Genomic DNA, 24294 nt, shown 5'->3' with positions numbered 1-24294 from the left:
CAGGTTCCCCTGATCCACGGAGTTACTGCGTGTCGTAGTCATGACTAGCCCGGACAATTCCCCCTAAACCCCGCAGCTCCCAAACGTCGCACTCTCGACCTGTGTTTGAGCGAATAGGCGAATGCAGAAACTACCATTCGATACAGTTCTGATCGCCAATAGAGGCGAGATAGCCGTCCGCATCATCAAGACGTTGCGTAAGCTGGGCTTACGCTCAGCAATCATCTACCATGAGGTGGATGCGGCAACATTAGCCGTTTCTATGGCGGACACAGCGATCGCCCTCGAGGGTAGTTCCCCGATCGCTGCCTATCTTGATGCCGAGCAAATCATCGCTTCCGCCCGCAGGGCCAATGTAGGCGCGTTGCATCCTGGCTATGGATTTCTGTCGGAGAGCGCCGAATTCGCTAGGGCCGTTGCGAGCGCTGGCATCACATTCGTCGGGCCGACTCCCGAAAGCATCGAATTGATGGGTGATAAAATCCGCGCTCGGAGATTTGTTCAGCAGGCTGGATTTCCGGTCGCACCTGCAGCTGTGGAAGAAGACGAACCAGAGACCTTCGTATCCCGAGCGCGGGACCTTGGCTTACCTTTGCTGGTGAAACCTTCGGCGGGTGGTGGAGGCAAGGGCATGCAGATTGTGCGCGACCTCGGCACCCTCGATGATGCGATAGCTCAAGCTCGTCGTGAGGGGCTGCGGTACTTTGGCGATGGCCGGCTCTACGTCGAACGATGTGCTGAAAAGCCGCGCCACATCGAAGTGCAGGTGCTAGGGGATTCCTTCGGAAATGTCGTCCATCTCTTCGAACGTGAGTGCTCGGTCCAGCGGCGTTTTCAGAAGATCATCGAGGAGACGCCCTCGCCTGCCTTGTCCGCGGAATTGCGGAAGCGGGTTTGTGAGGTGGCGGTCGGTGTCGCTCGTAACGCCAACTATCGAAACGCTGGCACGGTCGAGTTCATCTTCGATGGACATGAGTTCTATTTTCTTGAGATGAACACTCGACTTCAGGTCGAGCATCCAGTGACCGAGATGGTCACCGGCATCGATCTTGTCGCCGAACAACTCCATGTGGCCGCGGGTCACGAACTTGCTCTCTCACAATCCGACATTGTCTCCAACGGTCACGCAATTGAAGTACGGCTATACGCCGAGGCTCCTGAACGGGAATACGCTCCTACGACCGGAAAGATCCTCATGTTGGAGTACCCAGAGTGCGAAGGCGTACGAATCGACAGCGGTATTGTCCAGGGTCAGAAAATCACGACAGCGTTTGATCCGATGCTCGCAAAGATCGTCGTACATTCGGCCACGCGCCGAGAAGCCGCATTGAAGGCGGCACACGTGATGCGCCAGTTGGTGCTCCTCGGCTGCGAGACAAACGCCGATTTTCTCGCTCGTCTGCTCATGGACGACACGTTTTTAAGCGGACAGATTCATACCGGTTATCTCGACGAGAATCCTCACCTGGCCATTGGCCAATGCGGAAGCGATCTGCCCGCCATCTTGGCAGCCGCGGCACTTCTGACCAAGCCCGTTCGCGATTCGGCAGACGCCGTGCCCAAGCTCCACGCAGAGCTAGGCAAGTGGAGAAACTGACGTGAGGCATTCTTTTGCGCTTAATGCCGAGAGCTATGAACTATGGCTTTCACCAGGCCAACGCGACTATCGCCTTCACTTCGGCGGTGAAGTGATTGCGCCGGTGGCGCTCTCACATCATTTCAACGGCAGTGGCATGCTCGAAATTGCGAGCGAGACCGTGTCGGTCAGATTTGCAATCGACGGTGACGTGCTTCATCTGCATATCCACGGCAGGACGCACATCCTACGATACCGCGATCAATTGCGAGAATTCGATTTGTCGGAGGTGCTGGCAAGTCATGATGCCGCCCAAGCACCGATGCCCGGCGTCGTGGTTGCGGTCAGAGTTTCGCGAGGCGACGCCGTCAGCCCAGGCGCAACGCTGATGTTGGTCGAAAGTATGAAGTTGGAATTTGTCGTACGTGCCCCTCGGGGCGGTGTGGTCGATCGCGTTCACTTTGAAGTGGGCGAAAGCTTCGAACAAGGCGCCGCGCTGGTTACGTTTTCCGACGAAAGGCGCTGACATGCAGCGGATTGTTTCTCAGGTGGACACCACGTCGCAAGACTTTCGCCTTAACGAGCTCCACAACCGCCGGCTTGCGGCCGAGCTGAAGGAACGTCAGCGTTCCGCTCGCTTCGATCGACCGACACGAGACATTGAGCGCCTGCGGCGGCAAAACAAACTATTTGTTCGTGATCGGATCGAAGCGTTGCTCGATCCCGAAACTCCGTTTCTCGAGCTTTCAACGCTCGCTGGCAACAAGGCTTATGATGGCGAGGTACCGTGCGCCGGGCAGATCGTCGGCCTCGGCATCGTGGCGGGTCGCGAGGTCATTGTTCATGCAGATGATGCCAGTGTGAAGGGTGGAGCTTGGTATCCACTATCCGTGAAGAAGATTGTACGGGCATTGGATATCGCAATTGAGAACCGCCTCATGGTGGTCCATCTTTGCGACTGCGCCGGCGGATTCTTGCCTTTGCAGGCTGAGTTCTTCGCTGATCGCTACCACGCGGGTCGAATCCTGCGTAACCAATCAGTCCTCGCTAAGATGGGAGTGCCGCAGGTCGCCATCGTCATGGGGCACTGTAGTGCGGGAGGAGCCTACGTTCCGGCGCTGAGCGATTACAACATCATCGTGCGGGGAACGGGGGCCATCTTTCTCGGTGGACCTCCAGTCGTAGAAGCCGCCACCGGGGAGGTGGTATCTGCCGAAGAGCTTGGTGGCGCGGACATGCATACGCGCGTTTCGGGAACGAGCGACTACTTCGCGACTTGCGAAAAGCATGCGATTGCCATCGCGCGGGACATCGTCGCTCGCATAAAGCGTCCAACGAAAGAAGCGATTGATCAATCCGCTCCGGAGCCTCCCGTTTACAACGCATCCGAGCTATACGGCATCATTCCGAAGGATCCTCGCGTTCAGTTCAACATTCTGGAGATCATCGCGCGCCTCGTGGATGGCAGCCGATTTCATGAGTACCAGCCGTGCTATGACCGATCCCTGATATGCGGTTTCGCGCGTCTCCACGGATATCAGATCGGGGTTATCGCAAACAATGGCGTGTTGCAGAACCACAGTGTTCTGAAGGGCGCTCACTTCATCCAACTCTGCGACGAGAACCGGACGCCCCTGCTCTTCCTGCAGAATACTACCGGCTTTATGGTCGGACGAGAATACGAACATGGCGGCATCACCAAGCACGGCGCCAACCTCATCATGGCCGTCTCTGCAGCGTCGGTACCCAAACTCACAGTGATCTGCAATGGCTCCCACGGAGCGGGAACATACGCTATGGCGGGGCGAGCATTCGATCCTCGTTTCTTGTTTACTTGGCCACAATCGCGGATTTCGGCCATGGGGGCGGAGCAAGCGGCGGGCGTACTCACCCATGTCAAGGCAAGGCAATTGGCGCGTGACGGCGGGCGTTTGTCCGACCAAGAACTGGCAGCCATTCGAGAGCCGATCATGAAAGAGTATCGGGCACGATCGAGCGCCTATTATGCAACTTCCGAGCTTTGGGATGACGGTATTCTTGATCCCGTAGATACGCGAGACGCACTCTTAATCGCTTTGAGCGCTTCTCTTAATACTCCAATCGAAGCGCCACGTTACGGTGTCTTTCGAATGTAGCGTTGCGGTTTACGCGCAGTCGACATGGGTAAGGCAACGAGTACGCGCTTTCGCGCGACCCGCACTTCACAAGGAGAGCTCCAACTCAACGGGACGGGCTTTTCACTCATCCGACGCGCTACTCCCTTCCGGCGGAACGAACTCGTTTCCACCGACACGAAATAGCTCACAAGCTGAACAACGCCGAAAGCCTGCCCATGCACTGCCCGAAATGTCATGCCAATGATCAAAGCGCATTACACGACCCCTGGTGCGGCCGCCCGGTGATCGCCTGCAAAGCTTGCGGCGACTATGTTGATGACGGCTTCGCCGAGCGCGAAAGAGCTTGCGCCATAATCGCCGAGGTCGTGGCATCTAACTTGATCGGCAGGGACAGCGGTGGCGCTCAGCGCGCCGCAAGCGAGATCCTCCATGCGCTTGAGAATTCCGGCTTGACGATCCGTTGAGCCTGAACCTGTAGGAGCTCGCCCGTGGTCGAACACTTTTTCCATCATTTTAGCCGCGGCCTTGAGGCCGTCTACCATGATGGTTTTTCTCTTCGCGTTCCGCGCGATCAGCACTTTTCGCTTAGGCACCTTGCCGACGAATGGAAGTATCGCGACGCACCTGTTCGGTCTGTGCGCTCTGCTCAGTCGGATGATGTTGCTCAAGAGGTGAGTGTAACGAGATTCCAGATCACAGCCGCCACAGCTGTGGCGGCCGCCTACAACCCCCAACCGAGGAAAACGTGCTGATGGCCATCAAAACGTGCAGGCTCCGACATAAAACAGGATGCGGTCGATTCCGCGACAATCCACAGCGCCACCCGCAACAGTAACGGCAATCGATATTTCACAAATCGGACGATCTTTTCTTTCGGCCAACATAGCGTCGAAAGCAGGAGCGGAAAACGCATACCGCGCGCTTCGCGGTTGCACGGATGAAACGATAACTTGAGAGGACTTCTATGGTAAAGCCAGTTGTGATTGTGGTCGGCGCGGACAAGGGAGGAGTCGGCAAAACGACCGTATCTCGGACGCTTCTGGATTATTTCAGCGCGAACAATGTGCAGACCCGCGCATTTGATACCGAGTCGCCCCGCGGGACGCTCAAGCGCTTTCACCCTGCGATTACCGAGATCGTGGACATGACGAGAACCGCGGACCAGATGAAGATCTTCGATACGTTGAACTCGGGTCTATCCGTCACTGTCATTGATGTTCGTGCCGGACTGATGTCTCCAGCGCTGGCGTCCCTGCGCGATATAGGCTTTTTGGACGCCGCCCGGTCAGGCCAACTTACCTTCGCCGTATTCCATGTATTGGGATCGTCCATCGCCTCGCTAGACGAGATCGCTGAAACAAGCGATTTCATGGGCGGCGCAAAATACTATTTGGTCAAGAACTTCATCAACGACACCCAGTTCTTTCAGTGGGATCAGTCGACCTACGATTCCTATTTTAAGCGAATTAAAGACGCCACCGATCTGACCATCCCGAAGCTCAACGAGATGGCCTATGAACAGGTCGAGGTGGCCTCCGTTCCGTTCGTCAATTTCGTCGCGAACAAGGGACCACACGACGACGCCGCGAACTTCTCCTTCGTGCTGCGCGGCTACGTACGGCATTGGCTCGCCAATGTCTGGAGCGAGTATGACCGGATCAACCTAACCGATCTCGCCGGTGCGAAGTCGGTGACCCGTGCGGGCGAAAGATAGTCGCTTGCGGATCCATGCGCGCTGGACTAGCGATTTTGGCCACCCCGGTCTACATCATCTGCTCTGCAAGCCCGCAAGTCGGCAAGACGCTGATTGCTCGGCTCTTGAGCGAGTTCTTGCTGCTGAAGAACGGTGCGGTGCTCTCCTTCGACATCAACCTGAAGGAGCCGTCGTTGCTCGACTACCTCCCCTCCATCACAGAGACAGCGGATGTCACCGATACCTATGGCAAAATGCAGCTCGTTGATCGACTTATTCTAAACGACGGAGTGGCCAAGGTAATCGACCTTGGCTTCCACGCTTTCGACGAATTCTTCAAGATGTGCGGCGAGATCGGCTTCCTAAGCGAGGCGATACGGCACAACGTTGTGCCAATCATTCTATTTGTGGCAGACGTTGACCGCGTCTCAGCCCGTGCGCATGAGATGCTGCGGCGGCAGGTCCCGAAACAGATCCTGATCACCGTACATAACGAATTCTTTGTCCGCGGCGAATTGTTCGAGGCTATGAACCGCGGGCCCGTGGTGCGTTTCGCGGCACTGCCAGTATTTCTAAATAATTACATCTGCCGACTAGGTTTGTCTTTCACCGGCTATCTGCGTCATGAGAAGGACACTTCGACGGAACTTCATCAGTGGATACGGCGGAATTACACCATTTTCCGCGATATCGAGCTGAGTGTGATCCCCCAATGGTCGTGTTAAGTGAGGCCCGACAGGGAAACAATGCAGTCCATCGTAGCTTAGCTGCATTTGCCGGAGGAGCGTAACACACGATCACGGCCTTCAAAGAACGCTGACAATGGTGTGGCCAGTTCGGGGGTGGCTACTGTACGGACCCAACGACACAGGATGAAGGATAGTGAATCTCTCCACATTGATTGAGCGTAACGCGGCGTTCGCTCCTAACAAACCTGCGATCAACTTCGAGGGCGACACCTTAAGTTACGCCGACTTTAATCAACGCATCGGCCGGGCAGCACGGACCCTGCAAACTGCATTCGGCGTCAAGAGAGGCGATCGCGTTGCCGTCCTGAGCCTCAACCGCCCTGATTATCTAGTTCTCCTCTACGCTTGTGCACGGATCGGGGCGATATTGGTGCCGATGAATTGGCGATTGGCGGTGGCCGAGCAGCTTTTCATCCTTTCGAACGTGGGTGCTAAGGTTCTAGTCCTTGAGCAGGCTTTTGGAGCCGTTCTGCCGATATTGTTGGAGACGCTACCCGACATTGCAACTGTGGGCTTCGGCTTTGCGTCTCCCGGCGCGTGCACGTGGGAGGGCTTGTTGGATCAGACACAGGGGGACAGCTACGAGCCCCGCGCAGACCTGGCCGACCCGCTTCTGATTGTCTACACTTCAGGCACCACTGGCCGGCCGAAGGGGGCGGTGCTTCGCCAGGAGGCGTTATTGTGGAATGGCGTGATGAGCCAACATATGCACGCCCTCACATCTGACGATCATGTGCTGACCGTATTGCCGCTTTTCCACGTCGGCGGGCTCAACATTCAGACGACGCCTGCATTGCATCTCGGCGCGACGGTCACAATCCATTCACGGTTTGCGGCTGAGGCTACCCTTGCCGCGCTCAAGCATGATCGCCCCACTTTGACGGTCCTGGTGCCTGCGACCATTCAGGCCTTGACCGACCACCTAACGTGGTCCGGGGCCGATCTGTCGTCACTGAAGGCGGTTTCCGTCGGCTCCGCGACCGTGCCGCAGCACCTGGTTGATCGCCTGGTTGCACGCCGCGTTCCGGTGCTCCACATTTACGGCTCCACGGAAACAAGCCCCATTGCGATCTATACGAGGCTCGGCGGTGACCTTTCGCGGAAAGGGTCGACTGGCCTGCCCGGAATATGCTGCGAAGCGGTTGTCATGGATGATGCAGGTAACGAGTTGCCCGCGGGGTCGCCAGGTGAGATCGCTGTGCGCGGGCCCAACGTGTTGCAGGAATATTGGGGCAATCATCCGGCCACGCGCGAGGTGATGCATGACGGCGGCTGGTATCGTACTGGCGACATCGCCCGTCGCGATACCGACGGATATTTTTGGGTCCATGACCGTAAGAAAAATCTGATCATTTCCGGTGGAGAGAACATCTATCCGGCGGAGGTCGAGCGCGTACTTTTGGAGCATCCCGATGTTGCTGAGTGCGCGGTCATCGGCCGGGCGGATTCACAATGGGATGAGGTGCCGGTTGCCTATGTGATCAAACGATCCGGAGCCAGCATAGACGGCGAGACACTCGTAACGCATGTGCAATCGCATCTCGCACGCTTCAAAGCGCCACGCGAGATCATTTTTATAGAAGATTTGCCGAGAACGGCACTGGGTAAGATTCAGCATACAGTGCTCAAACAACTCGATTCCCGCTCAGGCGAGAAAGACTTCAGCGATTGACGATCGGCATCTTGGGGGTACGCGCAACGCTTCCTGTGCCGCTGCGTTCATGCGCTTCATCCGCGCGTGCCGATGCGAATCATCGGCGAATGCACGCTCCAACGAAGCACCTTCCCACGGACCAGATCGGCTGAAGCTGTCGGCAACACGTCGCTCGTCGAATTTTCGGGACAAAAGTTGACGCACTTTGCGATGGATGTCAGGTGTTGCCGATTTGTCGCTTCAGCAAGCGCGCGAAGGCGCCACACTTGCCCCCTATGTTGGCGGGCGAGCCTGCTTGCCGATTTAGAAGGCAGAATTCACATCAGACAGCGGGAGCATCGATGCTTGGTCAGAACATCATCTGTTTCGATATGCTTCACGAGATACGGCGAGCAATGAAATAGACGCACCGCAACTCTTCAGTGGGCACCAACGGCTGCGACCGCGATCGATCAATTCGGACAACCCGACATTTGCAAAGATGAGCTCCTGCGAACGTTTCGCTCCGCTTTCCGCGGTTCTATCGAACATGCGAGCCGAAGTTAAGACCGACGTGCAATCCCGCTCTCGGTCACCGTCGTTCGAACTATCTTTGCCCGAATAGCTGGTATGACATTTACAGAATCGGACTTTGTCGACCGGGGCGCATTCGGGCGAAAGCGCCCTTGGACGCAGCAGATCACCGACCGCGTATCTCAACCTCGCGCAGGCCTCTGCCTCCCGCGCCAAATGGAAACAGCATCCCGCTGAGGTATGCAACTCCTTAAGCTTTGCCGCAGCGCTTCCGAAAGACGCCTGGTCGCCCGCCGCTCAGGCCCGTGTACGTAAACCTGAAAGATCCACGTGATTCAGATTATTCCACCAAAGACGTCCACCATCCGGCACTGCTTGTCGGCTCGCGAGCTGTCCTTTGGACCCGCCCTACTGTCCTACGCGAGAGAGTTGCGGGAATTATATTACCGTTACTCGAGGTTTCTAGATGGCATCTCTCTGGGCCGGCGGCAGCGCTGGCTCCTTCTCGAACCCGTTTCCGAAGCCCTGACCTTCGCTTTCTGCGGATTGCTCCTGTTGCTGGCGTTTGCGATCTCGACTACTCGCCCCCCCTTGCAAGAGGATTGCCTAAAGGTTTCCGATGTCACGGTGTGCTTGCTCAACCGGCTCGGCGGGCCGATTGGCCATGGCGTACCGATCCCTCTTGGGGACTTTCCCGACGCGCTGATCAAGGCCACGCTCGCAACCGAGGACCGCCAATTTTACAACCATCTCGACATCGATTTCCCTGGCACTCTCCACGTCCTGCTAGTAGGGGCGCAGAAGGGCACCCACCAGGACGGCTCCACAATCACCCAGCAACTCGCACGGACACTGCTTTTGGATACCGAGCCCAGCATCGGACACAAAATCAAACAGGTACTGCTCGCAGTCTGGCTAGAATGGAATCTGACCAAAGATGAAATCTTGAGACTTTATCTCAACTGTGTCGATATGGGCGGCGATACCCTCGGTGTCGACGGTGCGGCGCGTTTTTACTTCAATAAGCCTGCTCGCGATGTGACCCTCGCTGAAGCTGCGATGCTGGTCGGCCTGATCAACGCTCCGACAAGATATGCCCCTCAGATCGACCTGACTGCCGCTCATGCTCGCGCCAACATGGTGCTGGACAACTTGATCCAAGCCGGTTTCATGACTGAAGACCAAGCGATCGGAGCACGGCACAACGCCGCAAAAGTGATCGTGCGCCGTAATGGGACTCCACCAAATTAGAACGATCGCTCGGAATCGCTCTCTGGCACAATTACAGGTGGGTGCCACCGTTGTCCGCGAAGTTTTCGCAAGATCCAATTCAGCTTGCGTCGTCGACAAAGAAGCTCACCAGAGCTCATTCCGATGGACGTATTGTGCTACCTCGATTGTCTTACTGTCAGCTGATCTCTACGACGCGTTTGAAATGTTGTAGCGCCCCAGTCCCCGTCGCATCTAAAACTATGCCGACTCTTATAGTATCGAGACAGTCGCCGCACCCTTGTCAACAATCTAAGGCTTTCCGAGTTTGCCGGCAACACCATCCGACGGCAGATCACCGACCGGGTTGGAATACGCTCTTTCACAACAACTGTCCATTTCTAGGCGTGTATGCGTTCCACACACTGACGTCGCTTCGGCTCGCCAACCGTAACCGCGCCCGGGCAGAGATCCTTGGGCCTCTCGACCGGTCCGGATTCGAGGCGTTGCGCGGAGTCGTCATTGAAGTGGGCGAGAGAACAGCTCAGTCTATACACAGCTACCGCGCCGCCTCGCGAATGGGACGACGGCCACGGCTGTCCCCGCGCACAGATAGATTCGATCCGTGATTTGACGCGTCAATCTTACTATTGGAGTGTACTAAAATATCGAATTTCGTTAAATACAAGCGCTCCAAACGGCAGTAGTCATCATGGCTTCAACAAGCGCCTGTATAGGCTTGATCGACGCATCGACATGCATTCAATGGGATGAATGACTGCGACTGCTTCGCGACGCGTTCCAGCGCCAGCTCTAAACGTCCCACTTCTGGCCAGCAGCGTGCCGTTGCTGAAAGGATATTCTACTGGAGTTTCCATTCATGGATCACCCTTCTCCTCAACAGCAGCATGCATTTGACGTTCTGGTGAGCGTGGCATTTGAGAAGTCATGGCGCTTTGTGGAGAAAGACCCGTTCCTGACCCATAATGCGGAGGCATTGCTCCGCGCTCGGCTGCGGGTCCACCTGGAACGTTCATTAGAAACGGGTGAGAAAAATGTGCTCCATCTGGCAAACAACGCGATATGGAATCTGCGTACCGAACTTGGACGGCAGCCCGGAAGCCCGGGAAGTCGGTCGTAAGTCCCAACTGCCATGGTCTTTCGGCGCTCTTGAAGGTGGGTAAGATCTACGATCACTGCCGTTGGTTTCGCGGGCCGACAAACTCACATCCTAAGTAAGTTCAGCAGCCACTCACAGGCGCTTAATTTCGATGCCGTATTTCCTCAGCGCGTAGCCGATTTGGCGCGGCGTTAGTCCGAGTAGGCGCGCCGCCTTTGCCTGCACCCAGCCAGTCTTCTCCATGGCAGCAATGAGGCGCTCCCGATCCGTCAGCTTCGCACCGCTCGAGATGGTACCAGCAACCGGCTCGGCCAGGACAGGCGGAGCCAGGACCGCAACCGGCGCGGCTGCGTCGAAGATTAGCGTCGCTGGCTCGGGCGATAGCTCACCGATCAGCGGGGACCGCGGCTTCGCTTCATCCAATCCGCTTTTCCATAGCAGGGCGGAAAGGCACTGACCATGACAGCAAGCAAAATCGTTCCTGACAATGAATGGCCCCGGCGCCAGTGTTGCAGTCCGCTGAACGCAATTCTCGAGTTCACGAACATTGCCCGGAAACCCGCAATTCATCAGCACGTCCACAGCACCCGGATCGAACGTTAGTGTACGACTGTTCTCGCTGTTGAAGTTTTTGAGAAACTCAGTGGCAAGCAGCGGAATGTCGCTGCGCCTTTCGCGCAGCGGCGGCAAAAGCAATGGAACTACGCTAATACGATAGTAGAGGTCGGCGCGAAACTCGTTTTTTGACACCGCCCCTTCCAGGTCCTTGTTGGTTGCAGCGATCACTCGGACGTCAACTTTCATGGTATGGCCACTACCGACCCGTTCGAACTCTTGCTCCTGAAGAACCCGCAGCAACTTTGCTTGAAACGAGCCTGATATCTCGCCAATCTCGTCCAGAAACAGCGTTCCCTTGTCGGCAAGCTCGAAGCGCCCTTTGCGCGAATTAAGGGCCCCGGTAAAGGCTCCTTTTTCATGCCCGAACAATTCGGATTCCAGCACAGTTTCCGGCAGCGCTGCGCAGTTCATTTTGATGAACGGCCGCTTGGCACGCGGGGATAGCTCGTGAATTGCCTTGGCAACCAGCTCCTTGCCGGTGCCTGATTCACCTCGCAAAAGGACCGTCGCATTCGACTTGGCTACCACCGCGATCTTGTCGAGCAGTCCGCGCAACGCCGGGCTGGTACCGATAATACCATCGATGTGAACCTTCTTACGCTCTCGCGCTGGCTGCTTGAATTCAAGCAGTTCCTTCTGCCATCGATAGCTCTCCGCCATGAGGCGTTTGCGGTCACGCGCGACCAAGCGATGGAGCTTCACCGCCTGCCCAATCAGGTTGGCGATCATGGTGAGTAGCCGGACATCGGAATCGAGCGGGAACATCGAGTCCAGGTCTGGCACACGCTCAATGGATAGTGTGCCAACTACCTTTCCATCGACGCTGATCGGAACCCCGATGAACGACAATCGCATGTGATCGGATACGCCGAGAACGTCCATGTCAGCTGCGCTAAAGGCCGGATGCTTGGCGATGTCTTCAGCGACGAACGGCATGCCCGTCGTCACGATCTCATCAATCGCCTTTTGCGGCAGGCGCATACGGTAGCGCTCATCGCTTCCTTCGCTCCAGCCAGCGCCGACTGCAATCTCGGGCACGTCATCGTCTGCCAGGAGAGACACGACACCATGCCGCATCTGCAAAGAGGACTGCAGCAAATCGATAACACTTGCCAACGCGACTTCGAGCCGCGACGGGCTAGCGAGCATGTTCGATATTTCGAACACTCCTCTGAGCGCGATCTCGTTCAATGGCAGGACCACGGGAAGGTTCGATCCGGCTTCCGGGCCTTGCCACTCGTATTCGGAATCAATCTGCACCCCGACAACGTCGACGCCGCCCTTGCTCTGTGCAGTTAGTTGGCACTTCGAAACATCGTCTTGCATCTCACGCTCGATCTCGCGCTCATTCTGATGGCGCTAAGATATAGCACTTTTTCATGGCACGACGATAAAGAAGGGGCTTTCATTCGCGTCACGTTCCTTCAAACAATTGAGCGGAAACTCTTTCGAACACAACCGGCGTCCATTTAGCAAAAATGAGCACAGATTTCTCCTATGTGGGCGCATCCGATCACATCTGTTCCACGTCAAGGATCGTCATCTAGCGTGACCTTGGTTCTCACTCGAGGACTAGATCCGCTTTTCCCCTTATTAAGGCACCCAGTATCTGCAGTGAGGGTCGTGATATTCTGCGGTCGATTGGATGCCGTGCAAACGCGCTGCACTCTGCATACAGTCTCGGCAACGTGAAACGGACGTTAACGTCCATTTCCGACAGTGACGCCGGAGTGCGCCATCGTTCGACACGTCGATAAATGAACGGGATCTTTCCTTCTTTTGTCGTTGTCCATTCACCCACGCGTAGGTTGATGCAGGATTTGGACCAGTCGGATACACAAAGCGCCAGCACGATGCGACGCATTGTCACGCGCGCAAACGGCTTAGCCCCCTTCCGGACATCAGGCGCGTGTCCTTTCGGACGGCGGTAAGTGGCGTGTATCCGCTCCTCTTCTAACTCGCGAAATCGCGCCGGCGGACATGTGCGCCGGTATCTTTTTGCGCTGGTGCAACCGCAACAGTGGTGTCTTGTTTGTCCGAAACCCTTCAATGCATCCGAAGGCGGACAATTTCTGAGCTAGCCGACGAACATCACGTCCGCGAACGCGCTCCTTGAATTGGTGGCACAGTTCTTCAACGCGTAGGAAAGGAGGCTGCGCGGCTTCGGGGCAACCCGACGTCTTACAGCCATCCATAGGCAGCGAGCACCGCAGTCCACTTACGGGCACGCACATCAAGCGGGGAGGTGTTCATTGCCTCGGCGCACACCGGCCGGCATTGCAAACCAGATGCAGCCAGCTCATAGGTCAGATTTATCGGCTAGCCGTTCCGCAAGCGACATGTCGTTCCAGCGGCTGGCGCCTTCTTGACTTCGATGATGTGCTCTAGAGACGCACTCGACCTCCAGGGCCCCTTGGCCAATCACCAACAAGGCCGTTGGCCGACGCGAAGACGTAAGTCTGCCCACCCGGCTATCGACACCGCTTCGCGGGAAGCACTTTAGCCGCTGCCCAAAGCGGGGGGTCTGATCTGATCGGCGGAACTCATTTCGAAGCCAGGCACTCTGCCGCGCGGGCGCCGCGCTGCTTGAGCCTCGGCAAATACACTGGGCCCCGAGGGAGCATCCAAAGTCGTCGCATGATCGGCGTGATTATGCGTTATGCGGTTTTTGAGATCGGGTGACGTTTAGGTGGATCTTCAATCAGGATTAAACGCGTCGGATCATTCAAATCGAACTCAATAATGCGCGGCGCGACAAGTCGAGCATAGCGCGTAAAGGCGCTGGTCGGGGGAAACCGAACTACGGTATCGCATCGTCCGAGAAGGTACATCTCGATAAGAGCCGAAGATCCGCCGTCCGCCCCCAGCTCGGCACTGTGTAACGGGCCGGCTTGATCCGCTTGAAAGCGCTTTGAGATAGTAAAGAGGTCAGGAAACTTGACCGAGACCAGATCCAGAACCTTCGGGCTATCCGTGCACAAGAAGACCTTCACGGGCTTTGCATGGGGCAGAGCTTTGGCCTTTTGGATGGCAGTGCACACCTGCCGCAAGGCAACCTCCGGATCGGCCCAGTAGGGCCTGTGCGCCATGATATTTTCGCCATTGCCGTGTCGAACATGAACGCCGACGACGCTGCACCCCTCAAAGTATTCTTGATATATCGCGTTGATCCGAGCTTGAATTTCAGACCGCAGTTTGATGCCGCGAAATATCTGTCGCTCGGCGTCCTGATCACAAGCCCACATCAAACACGCATCGCACACCACAGTATTCGCGTCAGTATCGTCCTCGGACTCGAAAAGCTGCCTCAGCTCGTCGCGTTCTCGGAAGATCTGGTCATCTGGTCGATAAACGCAATCGATCGATGGCCGATTCCACCACGTTGGAAAGAATGGTCCGGGAAGTGAGAGATTGTTGACCTGATCATCGCAGATCACACGTACGCCGCCGATCTCATCAATGTGTTCGAAGAATACCCGAAACGCATTGGTGAAGGGTTGACCGAGATAGCAAGAGCCCCGCCAATCGATGACCAATGTACGGCCTGTCCGCTTTGCGTACTGCCAGGCTGCCGCGAGCGACCACAGGCAATCACCGAGACCAGTGCGCCGCCGAGAAACGACGAACCTTTCCTTCCTAACCTCATCACCAAGCATTTAAATTTTCCTCGCCGCAACGCACCGGATCGATCAGCAGGCGCGCACACTTTAGCCCAAGCCCGTCGCCATGCTTCACGGTCCGGCAACTCCTGATCAGCCGCTTGGGCCGAGTGACTACCCGCTTGAACGATGGTGCTCGACACAACATTGAGCAGGTCCATCGGCTCCCTTGCATAGGAGCGCTATCACCGGAGTACGCTCTCCTCCCGGGCCTCGCACTCATGTTGAGAGATTCGACCCAACCATGGTGAGCGCGCTTACGCTAGTTCCGTCATTTGATGGGAAGCACTCTTCAAGTGAATAGCGCCTGAGGGCGGATGTAGGCGAACCCGGCGCTGCTCCCACAGGTCCCTCAGTTCTTCGACGAGAGCCTCACGCTTCGTGTGGTCCAATACCATAGAATCGAAGAGGTCACGGAGGACGGCTTCGCCCTTGACCTGCATCAGCAGATCGAACAACTCATCTGAGATACGCACTGCGCCACCGCCTGAAAACGTGGTGCGGACCTCGCATACCGTCTCTTGCCGATCTCGCACTGTGTGAGCGCGAACGCAATACAAGGATGTATAAGGTGGCAATGAAACCGCGAGCGAAGTCCAATCGTCAAGCGTTACAGCTCGCTTTCTGACAAGAAACGGCCCGACCACAAGAGCATCGAGCTCGGTCGTCAGAAATGTGGCGACGGCGTCTGCAACCGAATCCACGATCGGTTCGGCATTATTGTTGAAGGAGGTATTGAGCAGAACTGGAATGCCCGTCCGCTTCTTGAACTCATCGATAAGGCCCCAGTAGCTTGGATTTGACTTGCGGGACACTGTCTGCAGCCGTGCAGTGCCATCGACGTGCGTAATCGCTCCCAGCAAGTCGCGCTTTGAATCATGCACGCGAACTACGAAGTTCATGAATGGAAACTCCCTTAAGCCAGCCGGGAGATCGAAATATTCGGGGGCGTCCTCCTCCAGCACGGAGGGCGCGAACGGCCGATAGCCCTCGCGCTTCTTGACCATCGCGTTTATGCGATCCTTGTTGGCTGCAGGTCGCGGGTCGGCGAGAATACTGCGGTTGCCGAGCGCACGTGGTCCGAACTCCGATCGACCCTGCACCCAGCCGATGACTGCGCCGTTTGCCATCCAATCGGCCGCCCTGCCCGCCACGTCATCACTGCGTTCAATATCGAGGTGCCCGGCCCATGCAGTCAGTTCCTGCTCCACGGCATGTTCGGTCCCGACATTGGGCCCCCAATAGACCTCCTGGAGCCGCTCGCGCGGCGCGGACTGACCAATCTCATGAGAGGCCATCAGTGCAGCGCCTAACGCGCAACCGGCATCGTGCGCCGCAGGCTGCACGAAGATATCTTCGAAGAGCCCTGAATACGCCAGCTTACCATTCACGGTGCAGTTGTGAGCTACTCCGCCAGCCAAGCACAGCCGCGTCATGCCCGTGGCTTCTCGATAATGCCGAAGTATGTGAAACACGATCCGTTCGAGCGCTTCCTGCAATGAAGCACTGACATCGCGGTGCTGCTGAGTGAATGGCATTCCCTTCCGCCGAACCTGAATATTGCGGACCAGCGTCGGACCGATGCGATCCAGATAGAGCCGGTAGCCGCCGTTATCGCCCAGTTCGTAGAACTCCTCGAACAGCTTGCGATAAGGAACGGGGTCCCCGTACGGGGCAAGGCCCATGACCTTGTACTCGTCGAACAAGCTATAGCCGAGGTATCGTATCGTCTCGAGATAAAACAGCCCCAAAGAGTTGCTTTCCGGGAAGCTCTGGAGTTGATTAACCTCGCTTCCAGCTCCGATAGCAACGAGGCCGGAGAGAAACTCACCGCCGCCATCGATTGCAAGGACCAGACTTTTCTCGAATCCGGACATTGCGAATGCGCTTACCGCGTGCGCCTGGTGGTGACTTACGAATGAGATACGGGACGGATCAACCTCGGCGCTGAACTCCTGAGTCAGCATCGTTCGCAGCAAAAGCCTGGCATCCATCGGAATAGCGTTGGACGGCTGCGAAACGAACAGGCGCTCGAGCATCGTATTGCAGTAGGCTTCGGTTGCATAGAACGCGATGCGATCGACGTCGCTCAGTTGAACACCTGCCGCTTCGAGGCAGTATTGGATCGCGTGGCTTGGAAATTTGTTAGAATGCTTGACCCGATTGAGGCGCTCTTCTTCAACGGCCGCGATAACACGTCCGTCGCGCACGAGCACAGCTGCGCCATCGTGAAGGAATGTGCTTGGAAGCTCGGGTCGACATTCATAAACCTTGTCTAGTCCGCCGCTCACGCCGAGACACAGCATCTCACTCTCCATTGATTGTAAAAGGCTCAATTGTCACCAGCGGCCTCTCAGCCACTCGCCGCTGCATACACCAGCCCGACAACACCGGCACACGAGACCTTGCAGGCTTCACGGATCTCCAAACCATGGGCCGTGCGTTGGTCAAATCTTCCACCGCGGCCTCTTAGCGCATCAGGCGTCGGAGAAGCAGCGCAACCGACAACAAGAACGGCACCACCGCGTAAATGCAGAGTGCGCCAATATGTGTGCCGACGCTGCCGACTGGCCGGCCAAGCATCGCCGGGCGAATGAGCTCAATCGAATGCTCCAGGGGCAACAAGGCGGCTACGAGCTGGAAGGCGGCGGGCAACTGTGTGATCGGGAACACTGCGCCGCAGAGGAACACCATGGGTGTAAGGACTAGCGTCTGGTAGAACACGAAGTAGTCGTAGCTGGGCGCGAGTGATACGATGACCATCGCCAAGCTTGCAAAGACGAATCCCGTGAGGGCGATTGCGGGTAGCGCATAGAGCATGGATGGCCACGCCGCATAACCCAGGCCCGCGGCAACGATTGTAATTCCTGTGCCGGCCAGCAGGGCCTTGCTGGCTGCCCACGCCACCTCACCGAGCAAAATGTCGCCGAGCGTCAGCTGTGTACACAGCATTGCTTCCCAGGTCCGTTGAGTGTGCATGCGGGCGAACGTTGCGTAAATTGTTTCGAAGCTCGCCGAAGTCATCGCGCTGGTCGCGACCATCCCTCCCACCAGAAAATCGATATAGGAAGTCCCATTTACACGGCCGACGATTAGGCCGAGGCCAAAGCCAAGACCAAGTAGATTCGTCATCGGATCGGCAAGATTGCCGAGAAGCGATGCTAGCGCGACCTTCCTCCAGGCCAAATAATTGCGACGCCATACCGCGAGCCAGTTACGCGCGTTGGCGGGCATGGCGGCGCCGTAAGTCATTCTCATCATATCTCTATCTCGCGTCCGGTAAGGCGCAAGAACACATCTTCGAGATTCGCCGGACGCTCCAGAAGGCGCAAACCCGCACGCCCTCGCAACTGCTTCCGCACTTGGTCCAGATCCGGGGCATAGCAAAAGATGGTCTCGCCGCTCTGTTCAATGCGCTGCGCGTAAGGCCTGATCAGTTCAATGGATTCGTGTGGATTGCCGCCATAGATCTCCATGACATCGCAGCCAATTTGCTCGTTGATTAGCGTGTGAGGCTCGCCTTCAGCGATCTTGCGTCCTTCTTCAAGTACGCACAGCCTATCGCACAACCGCTCTGCCTCTTCCATAAAGTGAGTCGTCAGCAGGATAGTCTTGCCGCGCGCAAGTAACGAGCGCAGTCGTTCCCAGATCAGATGACGGGCATGCGGATCGAGACCAGTCGTCGGCTCGTCCATAACGAGCAGTTGCGGATCATTGATCAGCGCACGTGCCAGCACCAGCCGCCGCTTCATGCCGCCGGATAACTCAGCAACGCGCGCATCCGCTTTGCTTCCAAGACGTGCAAATTCGAGCAATGATGGAATGACTGCCTCGATTTCACGCGCGCTCATGCTGAAATAACGCCCGAACACCAGCAAGTTCTCGCGGACGGTGAACTCGTTCTCAAGATTGTCAAACTGCGGGACTACGCCCACACCTGCACGCGCCAAGCGAGCGTGAGCCGGTACTTGCTTGCCGAGCACGGTAATCTTGCCGGCATCCGGCGGAACCATGCCGAGGATCATACGCACAATCGTGCTTTTGCCAGCGCCATTCGGTCCGAGCAATCCGAAGCACTCTCCCGCCGCAACAGTGAATGTCACCCCGTTGACAACGACCTTGCCGCGATATGATTTGTTTACCGCGGCAAGGTCGATAGCTACACTCGACATGTGTCCATCTCAGCTTGTCGTTCGGACGACGGCACTTTCGTTGCGAGCGTCTTGGTCCAGAGTAGACCCTCGCACCAGACGTGTTCGACGCGTCCCCATTCGCAGGCCGCTGCAACATCGGGGAAGAAGCCACGTCCATGGTGGTTAGCACTGGTATTGCAAAGCAGCGGAATGCCCGTGAGCTTTTCATATTCAATGAGCAGCTCAGCAACCGCATGCTGGGATGTTCTGCTAATCGTCTGCAGTCGTGCAGATCCGTCAAGGTGCACAACGGCCGGGATCCTGTCTCGCCATTCTGGCCGCGTCTGATGATCGAAGAGCATGTAAGGGTCCGGCGTTCCAGGATCGAAAATGTCCGGCGCTCGGTCCTCCAGGCATATTGGCGCAACAGGGCGGAAATGTTCGCGAAATTTGATGTCGTTGAGATAGTCCTTCATTCCCGGCGAGGTCGCGGCGGCAAGAATGCTTCTGCCACCTAAGGCGCGTGGTCCAAGTTCGGCGCGACCAGCGAGAAACACCACGGGCTTATTACTTGCAAGGAGCGCGGCAAGCTCCACTATGCTGCACGGAGCGGCGTCCCATTCCGCTAATGCATCGCCGCGTCTAAGGGCCGGGCCGCTATAGACCGACCATTCCAGTGGCACAAACCCCTTGTCCGCCACCATTGCTGAGCAAGCGGCCCCGACTGCGGAGCCACTATCATTCGGAAACGGCGGTACCCATACAGCATCGAACAGACCGGTCGCACGTAACGCACTGTTCCATTTGATGTTAAGACCGCAGCCCCCGGCTATGCACAGATTGCGCGGCCCCGAAAAGTACGAATGCCGCAGCAAAGCAAGTCCCATCTCCCGCACGAGCAGGCGCTCAAGGAAAACATGAAACGATGCAAGGATATCTTCGGCTCGCTTGGCGTCTAATCGAAGTGCGCTTTCTGCGAAGAAGGCGTGTGTAGCCGCGAGTGACGCCTCGCCGTTATTTATGTTTTCACGGTAATGCCGAGCGGACTCCGTGTCCGAAGCAAAGTGCGTCTCATAGAGGCTGCTAAACACGGTTATGATGTCTTCATCAGGTGCCCCCAGACCGATATAGGCCATCAGTTTGCCCGCGACACCCAGGTCCCAATTGGTTCGGTTAGGCTGCCGGTACGGCCCGAAGTGATGGCCAGCGACAGCATAGGCATGGCCGATCATTGGGAATAGGCATTCCAGGAAGCGGCCGCCACCAGGTCCTACATGATAGAGCCGTGGAGAGATGCAGCCGTCCCACACGAGGCAAAAGGCGGGCTCGCCCGCTTTCGCAAAAGAACTAGTGCAGTATGCGGAGGCAACGTGGCCTGTGACGTGCGCATAGCTTCTGTAAGAGAAACTCTTGCCGTCAAGCGCAAGACCAGAGCCTTCGTGTGAAAAGAGGAGTCCCTCGGTACGTTCCACATACGGCGCACCTTTGAGAGTGAGACGTTCTGCCCCACTCAAAACCTGGAATTCCGATTCGACTTCGCCATCCCAACCGTCGATGACGAACTGATCGATATCGCTGGGAGCGCGCCCGTGTTCCGCCAAGGCACGAACAACCGTGTCGAGATTTTCGATGGTCTGGTACCGCCGATTGTTGTCGCGTTTCTCCTGCTCAATGCAAAAGATCAGACGTCCATCCTCCACAAGAGCGACGGACCCGTCGTGCGTTAGCTTGATGCCACAGATGCGCATAATGCCTCATGCTAAGATTGGTTTTTGAATGGAAGTGAAGACCAGTTCGAATTCCGAAAACAAGCAAGCAAACAGTCTTCGTTGGCCGACTCGCCTTGGCATTGCACCCGCTCGACCTCGACCAATGTCTCGCTCAACATCGCGATGATCGTTTCTGCGCCGGCAGCATGCCCCCAACCCCGACAAGTGGCATCACGCGCTGATCCGAAAACCAGATGACCATCCGGCGCAAGCATGCGCATCAAATTTCCGACGGCCGTTCGCATCCCGGCGACATCGCGGAGGTAGTAGAGCACTTCGGCCACCACGATCAAATCGAACAGCTCCGCTCTCGAGAACTGTTCGATGTCGGAGACGAGCCATGTGACGTGCGACCATTGCTTCGTCCGGAGACTTGCCCGAGCGATCGCTCGCGGCGCGACATCGACGACTGTAAGTCGTTCGCAGTGAGGCGCCAACTTTTCCGTGAACGCGCCGGCAGCGCATCCGACTTCGAGCGCATTCCTGATAGAGCCATTGGAAAGTGAAAGCCGCAGCATTTGCCCGTGGCGCTCACGCTCGAACGGTTTGCCGTCCAGTTGCCACGGATCATCGGCAGCCAGTTCTCGCTCCAACAATTGGTGAGTCTCATCCGACTTCATGGCCAGCCGCTCCTCAGTCCGCACCGTCACTCGCCGCTGCAAGCGCGGCCGCGTCACCGCCAGAAGTACGGCGCGAACCATCCCGGCTGCGGACTGGCATCGCTGGGTCTGATTGAGGCTGCTGGCTCTGCTTGAGCGCCTGTTCTGCGCCAGGCCCGAGGGTCTTTGCCGGCTTGCGTGAGAGCCAATCGCTGTTGCTTAACGTACACAAGGCATATGCTTTTACTGGAAGTAGCAGAAAGATATTGATGGGCGTGTGCAGGGAAAACGCCAGAAACCGAAGTTGACGAGCACGAAGGGCCGCTACGGCGCATCGCACCAATGTCATTGATGCGATCGTCAGAACTGTCCACCATGGCACTGTGCCCGTGACTGCGACCTGCGCCATGCCCGTTACGACCGAAAACGCCAGAAGAAGCGGTCCGAGGTTCTGCCCGATAACATCTAGTGTCAGGTATGGGTCGAGACCTGGCAAAAGGCGCAGCGCAAGCAGCGTGTCTCGGAACGTGCTCCGGGCCCAGCGAAGCTGTTGGCGCAGATAGGGAGCCAACCTATCCGGAACGAGCGTCGCGGCGTAGGCGTCGGAAACGTACTCAGTCCGAAATCCTGCTTTCAGCATAAGGATCGTGAGATGGCGATCCTCGCCGAAATCGCTTGGCTTTCCTCGAAAGTACTGCGCTTCGTATTGATCCAGCAGCAAGTCGAGAGCGGATCGTCGGTACATAGCGCATGGGCCGCAGCAACACATGACCGCACCGAAACGCGCTTGAGCTGCGCGCTCTTCATTGCACGCCAACCAGTACTCCATGTCGATCAAACCAGTTAGCCAGGTGGCGTTCCGATTGCTCGCCGTCAGCTGCCCCATAGCAGCACCGATCGCGGCATCCTGCATTCTGAGCGCAAGCTTCCCGACCATATCGCTCGCGAGTATTGTGTCCGAATCGACGTTGAGCACCAGATCTCCGGACGAGCAGCGGATCGCGGCAATCTGCGCCTTCCGCTTGCCAACATTCTTTTGTAGCAGAATGAAGTTGAATCTCGAGTCACGCGCAAATTCTTGATGGACAGGCGCCACATCCTCACGATTCCAAGAACCGTCATCAACCACATAGACGCGCAGCTGTCCGACGTAGTCTTGGCTTGCGATGGATTGTAGACACGCCAACAGCGTGCGCGGGTCCTCGTTGAAGCATGGCACAATCACATCCACGCTCGGCACTGCTTCAGGGCGGACCGCATGTGTCGACACCGCGGGCGCGTGTGTCGGCGAGGCATGGAACGCCTGCGCGGTCTTGTAGACAGCTGAGAGCAGCGCATAAGACGAAACGATAACAGTGCTAGTTGTATCAATCAGATTCATGGGCTTGGTTTGTTTCAGTGAAGTTGGGGAAGCGGACAGATCGCAAATCCACGATCCCGCAGGGCTGGAATAAGTTTGGGGAGCGCCTTCAGGGTCTGGTTGCGCAGATCGGCATGAATGCCCCGTCCCAACTCATCGGGCGGGCATCCATCGTGCAGGAGCACAATTGCACCGGGGCGGACGGATGTTAGCACTGCGTCGACGATCGCATCGACGCCGGGGCAGGACCAGTCGCGCGGGTCAACTGACCAGTGGAGAGCGGCCAAGCCGGCCTTCGCTGACATCGCCAGCACTGCATCGGTCCAAATGCCATAAGGCGCCCGCACGTGTCGCACCGAGGCTTGCGGGCACGCACATCTGATAGCCCTACTCGCCGCTAGTATCTCATGTTGCACTTCATCTGGTTCGCATCTGGATAGATCCGGATGCGTCATCGTGTGGTTTGCGACCTCGTGCCCCTCTGCGATCATGCGTCGGATCAGCCTCGGCTCATTCGCAGCGTACGTACCAATTACGCAGAACGTTGCCGGTGCGCGAAATTCCGCCAGCACATCGAGAATATCCGGCGTACAATGGGAATTAGGCCCGTCATCAAACGTCAAATAAACGCCGCAGCCGACCGTATCCTCGGCGCGCTTGCTGCGCGCATCGAAGGCGAAATTGGCGTCTTTCACAGCTCTGGCCCGTTACGCTCGATGATTGTTCCAGGCGGCCACTCGCTCATGGGCCTCGCTATCGGAAACACTACGAGAAGGGCATCATCGACCCGAGTTGGCGGCAGGTTGGCATAGATATCGGCAAGAGTAGACCGCACGCGAATGCCTGGAATAATCGTCGCCAAACCCGGGCGACCAAGTAGCCTGTGGATATGCTCTTTGAGTTCATGTCGAACCGTACCGAACCCGAATGGAACGCCAAGCTCCTGCAACACTGGATACATCACACGCATAGAATGCGAGATGCCGAGTCCCTCGAGGTCCGGCCGTACGGCGTACAATCCGAGTTCAGCCACTAACAGATCGACTTCGCCGACCTTGATGAACCGGCGCAGCGCGCCGATATGAGCCGCCACTCCGCGATCATCGTAGCCAACTACACGGAGCTCAGGTCTCGCGCCGGCCCAGCTTCGATCGCCTTCAAAGGGTTTTGCATTAAATACCCCGGTTGGCCCGTAGGCACCGCGAAAGAACTCGGAGATCTCGACGTGGTCGGCGAGTTGTAAGTCGTTTTCCCAGCACGTCCTCCACTGGAGTTGAGGGCGCATGAAAGGATCTCCTGCTTCTTGCAGCGTTCCTGAGGCACGCATCAGGTGAGCGACGAGCAGTGCGATGGTGCTCGTTCCATGGTGTCGCCAGAGACTGTGGATGATGTTGGCTTGCTAACGGCGTTTGAGGCGCGACCTGCGAGGAGCAAGCCTTTTTGGACATTCCAGATGTTGGATGGGCCGCAGCTAACCGTCGCCATCGCCTTCATCAGGCGCGAAGCGGTCGGGACTGCTACAGCT

19 protein-coding genes are annotated in these 24294 nt (G+C 57.0%); 8 read left to right on the top strand and 11 right to left on the bottom strand.

Features of this window, described 5'->3' with window-relative positions; translation table 11 throughout:
* The first annotated feature begins 121 nt into the window (after nucleotides 1–121).
* From QQL28_RS33740 to QQL28_RS33730, 3 genes are read left to right on the top strand one after another with little or no spacing between them, the layout of a single operon-like run.
* On the top strand, nucleotides 122–1597 hold the full coding sequence (locus tag QQL28_RS33740) for an acetyl-CoA carboxylase biotin carboxylase subunit (RefSeq protein ID WP_284272582.1): 1476 nt from the start codon (nucleotides 122–124) through the stop codon (nucleotides 1595–1597).
* 1 nt (nucleotide 1598) lies between these two features.
* The gene (locus QQL28_RS33735; RefSeq protein ID WP_284272581.1) at nucleotides 1599–2102 is read left to right on the top strand and encodes an acyl-CoA carboxylase biotin carboxyl carrier protein subunit; all 504 of its coding nucleotides are present in this window, start codon (nucleotides 1599–1601) and stop codon (nucleotides 2100–2102) included.
* 1 nt (nucleotide 2103) lies between these two features.
* Entirely contained in the window at nucleotides 2104–3711 is a 1608-nt protein-coding gene (locus QQL28_RS33730) for an acyl-CoA carboxylase subunit beta (protein WP_284272579.1), read from the top strand.
* Between the two features lie 236 nt (nucleotides 3712–3947).
* Here QQL28_RS33730 and QQL28_RS33725 read toward each other — a convergent pair whose 3' ends face one another.
* Nucleotides 3948–4235 carry a hypothetical protein gene (locus QQL28_RS33725; RefSeq protein ID WP_284272577.1) on the bottom strand — a complete coding sequence of 96 codons (288 nt, stop codon included), beginning with the start codon at nucleotides 4233–4235 and terminating at the stop codon, nucleotides 3948–3950.
* Nucleotides 4236–4657: 422 nt separating this feature from the next.
* Between QQL28_RS33725 and QQL28_RS33720 the strand changes: the two genes are divergently transcribed.
* From QQL28_RS33720 to QQL28_RS33700, 5 genes are all read left to right on the top strand, one after another.
* Nucleotides 4658–5407 (top strand): P-loop NTPase family protein, encoded by a 750-nt coding sequence (locus tag QQL28_RS33720; protein WP_284272575.1) that lies wholly within the window; start codon nucleotides 4658–4660, stop codon nucleotides 5405–5407.
* Nucleotides 5408–5439: 32 nt separating this feature from the next.
* On the top strand, nucleotides 5440–6111 hold the full coding sequence (locus QQL28_RS33715; RefSeq protein ID WP_284272713.1) for a hypothetical protein: 672 nt from the start codon (nucleotides 5440–5442) through the stop codon (nucleotides 6109–6111).
* A gap of 157 nt (nucleotides 6112–6268) precedes the next feature.
* Nucleotides 6269–7807: a class I adenylate-forming enzyme family protein gene (locus QQL28_RS33710; protein WP_284272573.1), complete on the top strand. Its 1539-nt coding sequence runs from the start codon at nucleotides 6269–6271 to the stop codon at nucleotides 7805–7807.
* Between the two features lie 825 nt (nucleotides 7808–8632).
* Nucleotides 8633–9553, top strand: coding sequence for a transglycosylase domain-containing protein (locus QQL28_RS33705; protein WP_284272571.1), 921 nt, complete (start codon nucleotides 8633–8635; stop codon nucleotides 9551–9553).
* Between the two features lie 838 nt (nucleotides 9554–10391).
* Complete coding sequence (locus tag QQL28_RS33700; protein WP_284272568.1) at nucleotides 10392–10652, top strand: hypothetical protein; 261 nt, start codon at nucleotides 10392–10394, stop codon at nucleotides 10650–10652.
* 111 nt (nucleotides 10653–10763) lie between these two features.
* Here QQL28_RS33700 and nifA read toward each other — a convergent pair whose 3' ends face one another.
* From nifA to QQL28_RS33650, 10 genes are all read right to left on the bottom strand, one after another.
* Nucleotides 10764–12575 carry a nif-specific transcriptional activator NifA gene (gene nifA / locus QQL28_RS33695; protein ID WP_284272567.1) on the bottom strand — a complete coding sequence of 604 codons (1812 nt, stop codon included), beginning with the start codon at nucleotides 12573–12575 and terminating at the stop codon, nucleotides 10764–10766.
* A 1331-nt stretch (nucleotides 12576–13906) separates the two neighbouring features.
* Entirely contained in the window at nucleotides 13907–14905 is a 999-nt protein-coding gene (locus tag QQL28_RS33690; RefSeq protein ID WP_284272565.1) for a nodulation protein NodZ, read from the bottom strand.
* A gap of 260 nt (nucleotides 14906–15165) precedes the next feature.
* Nucleotides 15166–17214, bottom strand: a complete 2049-nt coding sequence (locus QQL28_RS33685) for a carbamoyltransferase family protein (protein ID WP_284272562.1) — start codon at nucleotides 17212–17214, stop codon at nucleotides 15166–15168.
* A gap of 163 nt (nucleotides 17215–17377) precedes the next feature.
* Nucleotides 17378–18160 carry an ABC transporter permease gene (locus QQL28_RS33680; protein WP_431309686.1) on the bottom strand — a complete coding sequence of 261 codons (783 nt, stop codon included), beginning with the start codon at nucleotides 18158–18160 and terminating at the stop codon, nucleotides 17378–17380.
* A 5-nt stretch (nucleotides 18161–18165) separates the two neighbouring features.
* A complete protein-coding gene (gene nodI / locus QQL28_RS33675) occupies nucleotides 18166–19080 on the bottom strand; it encodes a nodulation factor ABC transporter ATP-binding protein NodI (protein ID WP_284272560.1) in 915 nt (304 codons plus the stop codon).
* Nucleotides 19068–20789 (bottom strand): nodulation protein NodU, encoded by a 1722-nt coding sequence (gene nodU, locus QQL28_RS33670; RefSeq protein WP_284272558.1) that lies wholly within the window; start codon nucleotides 20787–20789, stop codon nucleotides 19068–19070. Before nodU ends, nodI begins: the two co-directional genes overlap by 13 nt.
* 11 nt (nucleotides 20790–20800) lie before the next feature.
* A complete protein-coding gene (nodS, locus tag QQL28_RS33665) occupies nucleotides 20801–21430 on the bottom strand; it encodes a nodulation methyltransferase NodS (protein ID WP_284272556.1) in 630 nt (209 codons plus the stop codon).
* Nucleotides 21431–21443: 13 nt separating this feature from the next.
* Complete coding sequence (nodC, locus tag QQL28_RS33660; RefSeq protein ID WP_284272550.1) at nucleotides 21444–22790, bottom strand: chitooligosaccharide synthase NodC; 1347 nt, start codon at nucleotides 22788–22790, stop codon at nucleotides 21444–21446.
* 14 nt (nucleotides 22791–22804) lie between these two features.
* Nucleotides 22805–23464, bottom strand: a complete 660-nt coding sequence (gene nodB / locus QQL28_RS33655; protein WP_284272547.1) for a chitooligosaccharide deacetylase NodB — start codon at nucleotides 23462–23464, stop codon at nucleotides 22805–22807.
* On the bottom strand, nucleotides 23461–24054 hold the full coding sequence (locus QQL28_RS33650; RefSeq protein WP_348522540.1) for a NodA family N-acyltransferase: 594 nt from the start codon (nucleotides 24052–24054) through the stop codon (nucleotides 23461–23463). Before QQL28_RS33650 ends, nodB begins: the two co-directional genes overlap by 4 nt.
* Between the last annotated feature and the right edge of the window lie 240 nt (nucleotides 24055–24294).

The organism is Bradyrhizobium iriomotense (assembly GCF_030160715.1).
Taxonomy (GTDB): domain Bacteria; phylum Pseudomonadota; class Alphaproteobacteria; order Rhizobiales; family Xanthobacteraceae; genus Bradyrhizobium; species Bradyrhizobium iriomotense.
This window is presented reverse-complemented; position numbering and strand designations above follow the sequence as displayed.

What these genes read in the sequence shown, in the direction of transcription:
- QQL28_RS33730 (WP_284272579.1), top strand. Translation starts at nt 2,104, where the DNA reads ATGCAGCGGATTGTTTCTCAGGTGGACACCACGTCGCAAGACTTTCGC.
- nifA (WP_284272567.1), bottom strand. Translation starts at nt 12,575, where the DNA reads ATGCAAGACGATGTTTCGAAGTGCCAACTAACTGCACAGAGCAAGGGC.
- QQL28_RS33685 (WP_284272562.1), bottom strand. Translation starts at nt 17,214, where the DNA reads ATGCTGTGTCTCGGCGTGAGCGGCGGACTAGACAAGGTTTATGAATGT.
- QQL28_RS33740 (WP_284272582.1), top strand. Translation starts at nt 122, where the DNA reads ATGCAGAAACTACCATTCGATACAGTTCTGATCGCCAATAGAGGCGAG.
- QQL28_RS33700 (WP_284272568.1), top strand. Translation starts at nt 10,392, where the DNA reads ATGGATCACCCTTCTCCTCAACAGCAGCATGCATTTGACGTTCTGGTG.
- QQL28_RS33725 (WP_284272577.1), bottom strand. Translation starts at nt 4,235, where the DNA reads ATGGTAGACGGCCTCAAGGCCGCGGCTAAAATGATGGAAAAAGTGTTC.
- nodS (WP_284272556.1), bottom strand. Translation starts at nt 21,430, where the DNA reads ATGAAGTCGGATGAGACTCACCAATTGTTGGAGCGAGAACTGGCTGCC.
- nodC (WP_284272550.1), bottom strand. Translation starts at nt 22,790, where the DNA reads ATGAATCTGATTGATACAACTAGCACTGTTATCGTTTCGTCTTATGCG.
- QQL28_RS33650 (WP_348522540.1), bottom strand. Translation starts at nt 24,054, where the DNA reads ATGCGCCCTCAACTCCAGTGGAGGACGTGCTGGGAAAACGACTTACAA.
- QQL28_RS33720 (WP_284272575.1), top strand. Translation starts at nt 4,658, where the DNA reads ATGGTAAAGCCAGTTGTGATTGTGGTCGGCGCGGACAAGGGAGGAGTC.
- nodU (WP_284272558.1), bottom strand. Translation starts at nt 20,789, where the DNA reads ATGCGCATCTGTGGCATCAAGCTAACGCACGACGGGTCCGTCGCTCTT.
- QQL28_RS33680 (WP_431309686.1), bottom strand. Translation starts at nt 18,160, where the DNA reads ATGACTTACGGCGCCGCCATGCCCGCCAACGCGCGTAACTGGCTCGCG.
- nodI (WP_284272560.1), bottom strand. Translation starts at nt 19,080, where the DNA reads ATGTCGAGTGTAGCTATCGACCTTGCCGCGGTAAACAAATCATATCGC.
- QQL28_RS33690 (WP_284272565.1), bottom strand. Translation starts at nt 14,905, where the DNA reads ATGCTTGGTGATGAGGTTAGGAAGGAAAGGTTCGTCGTTTCTCGGCGG.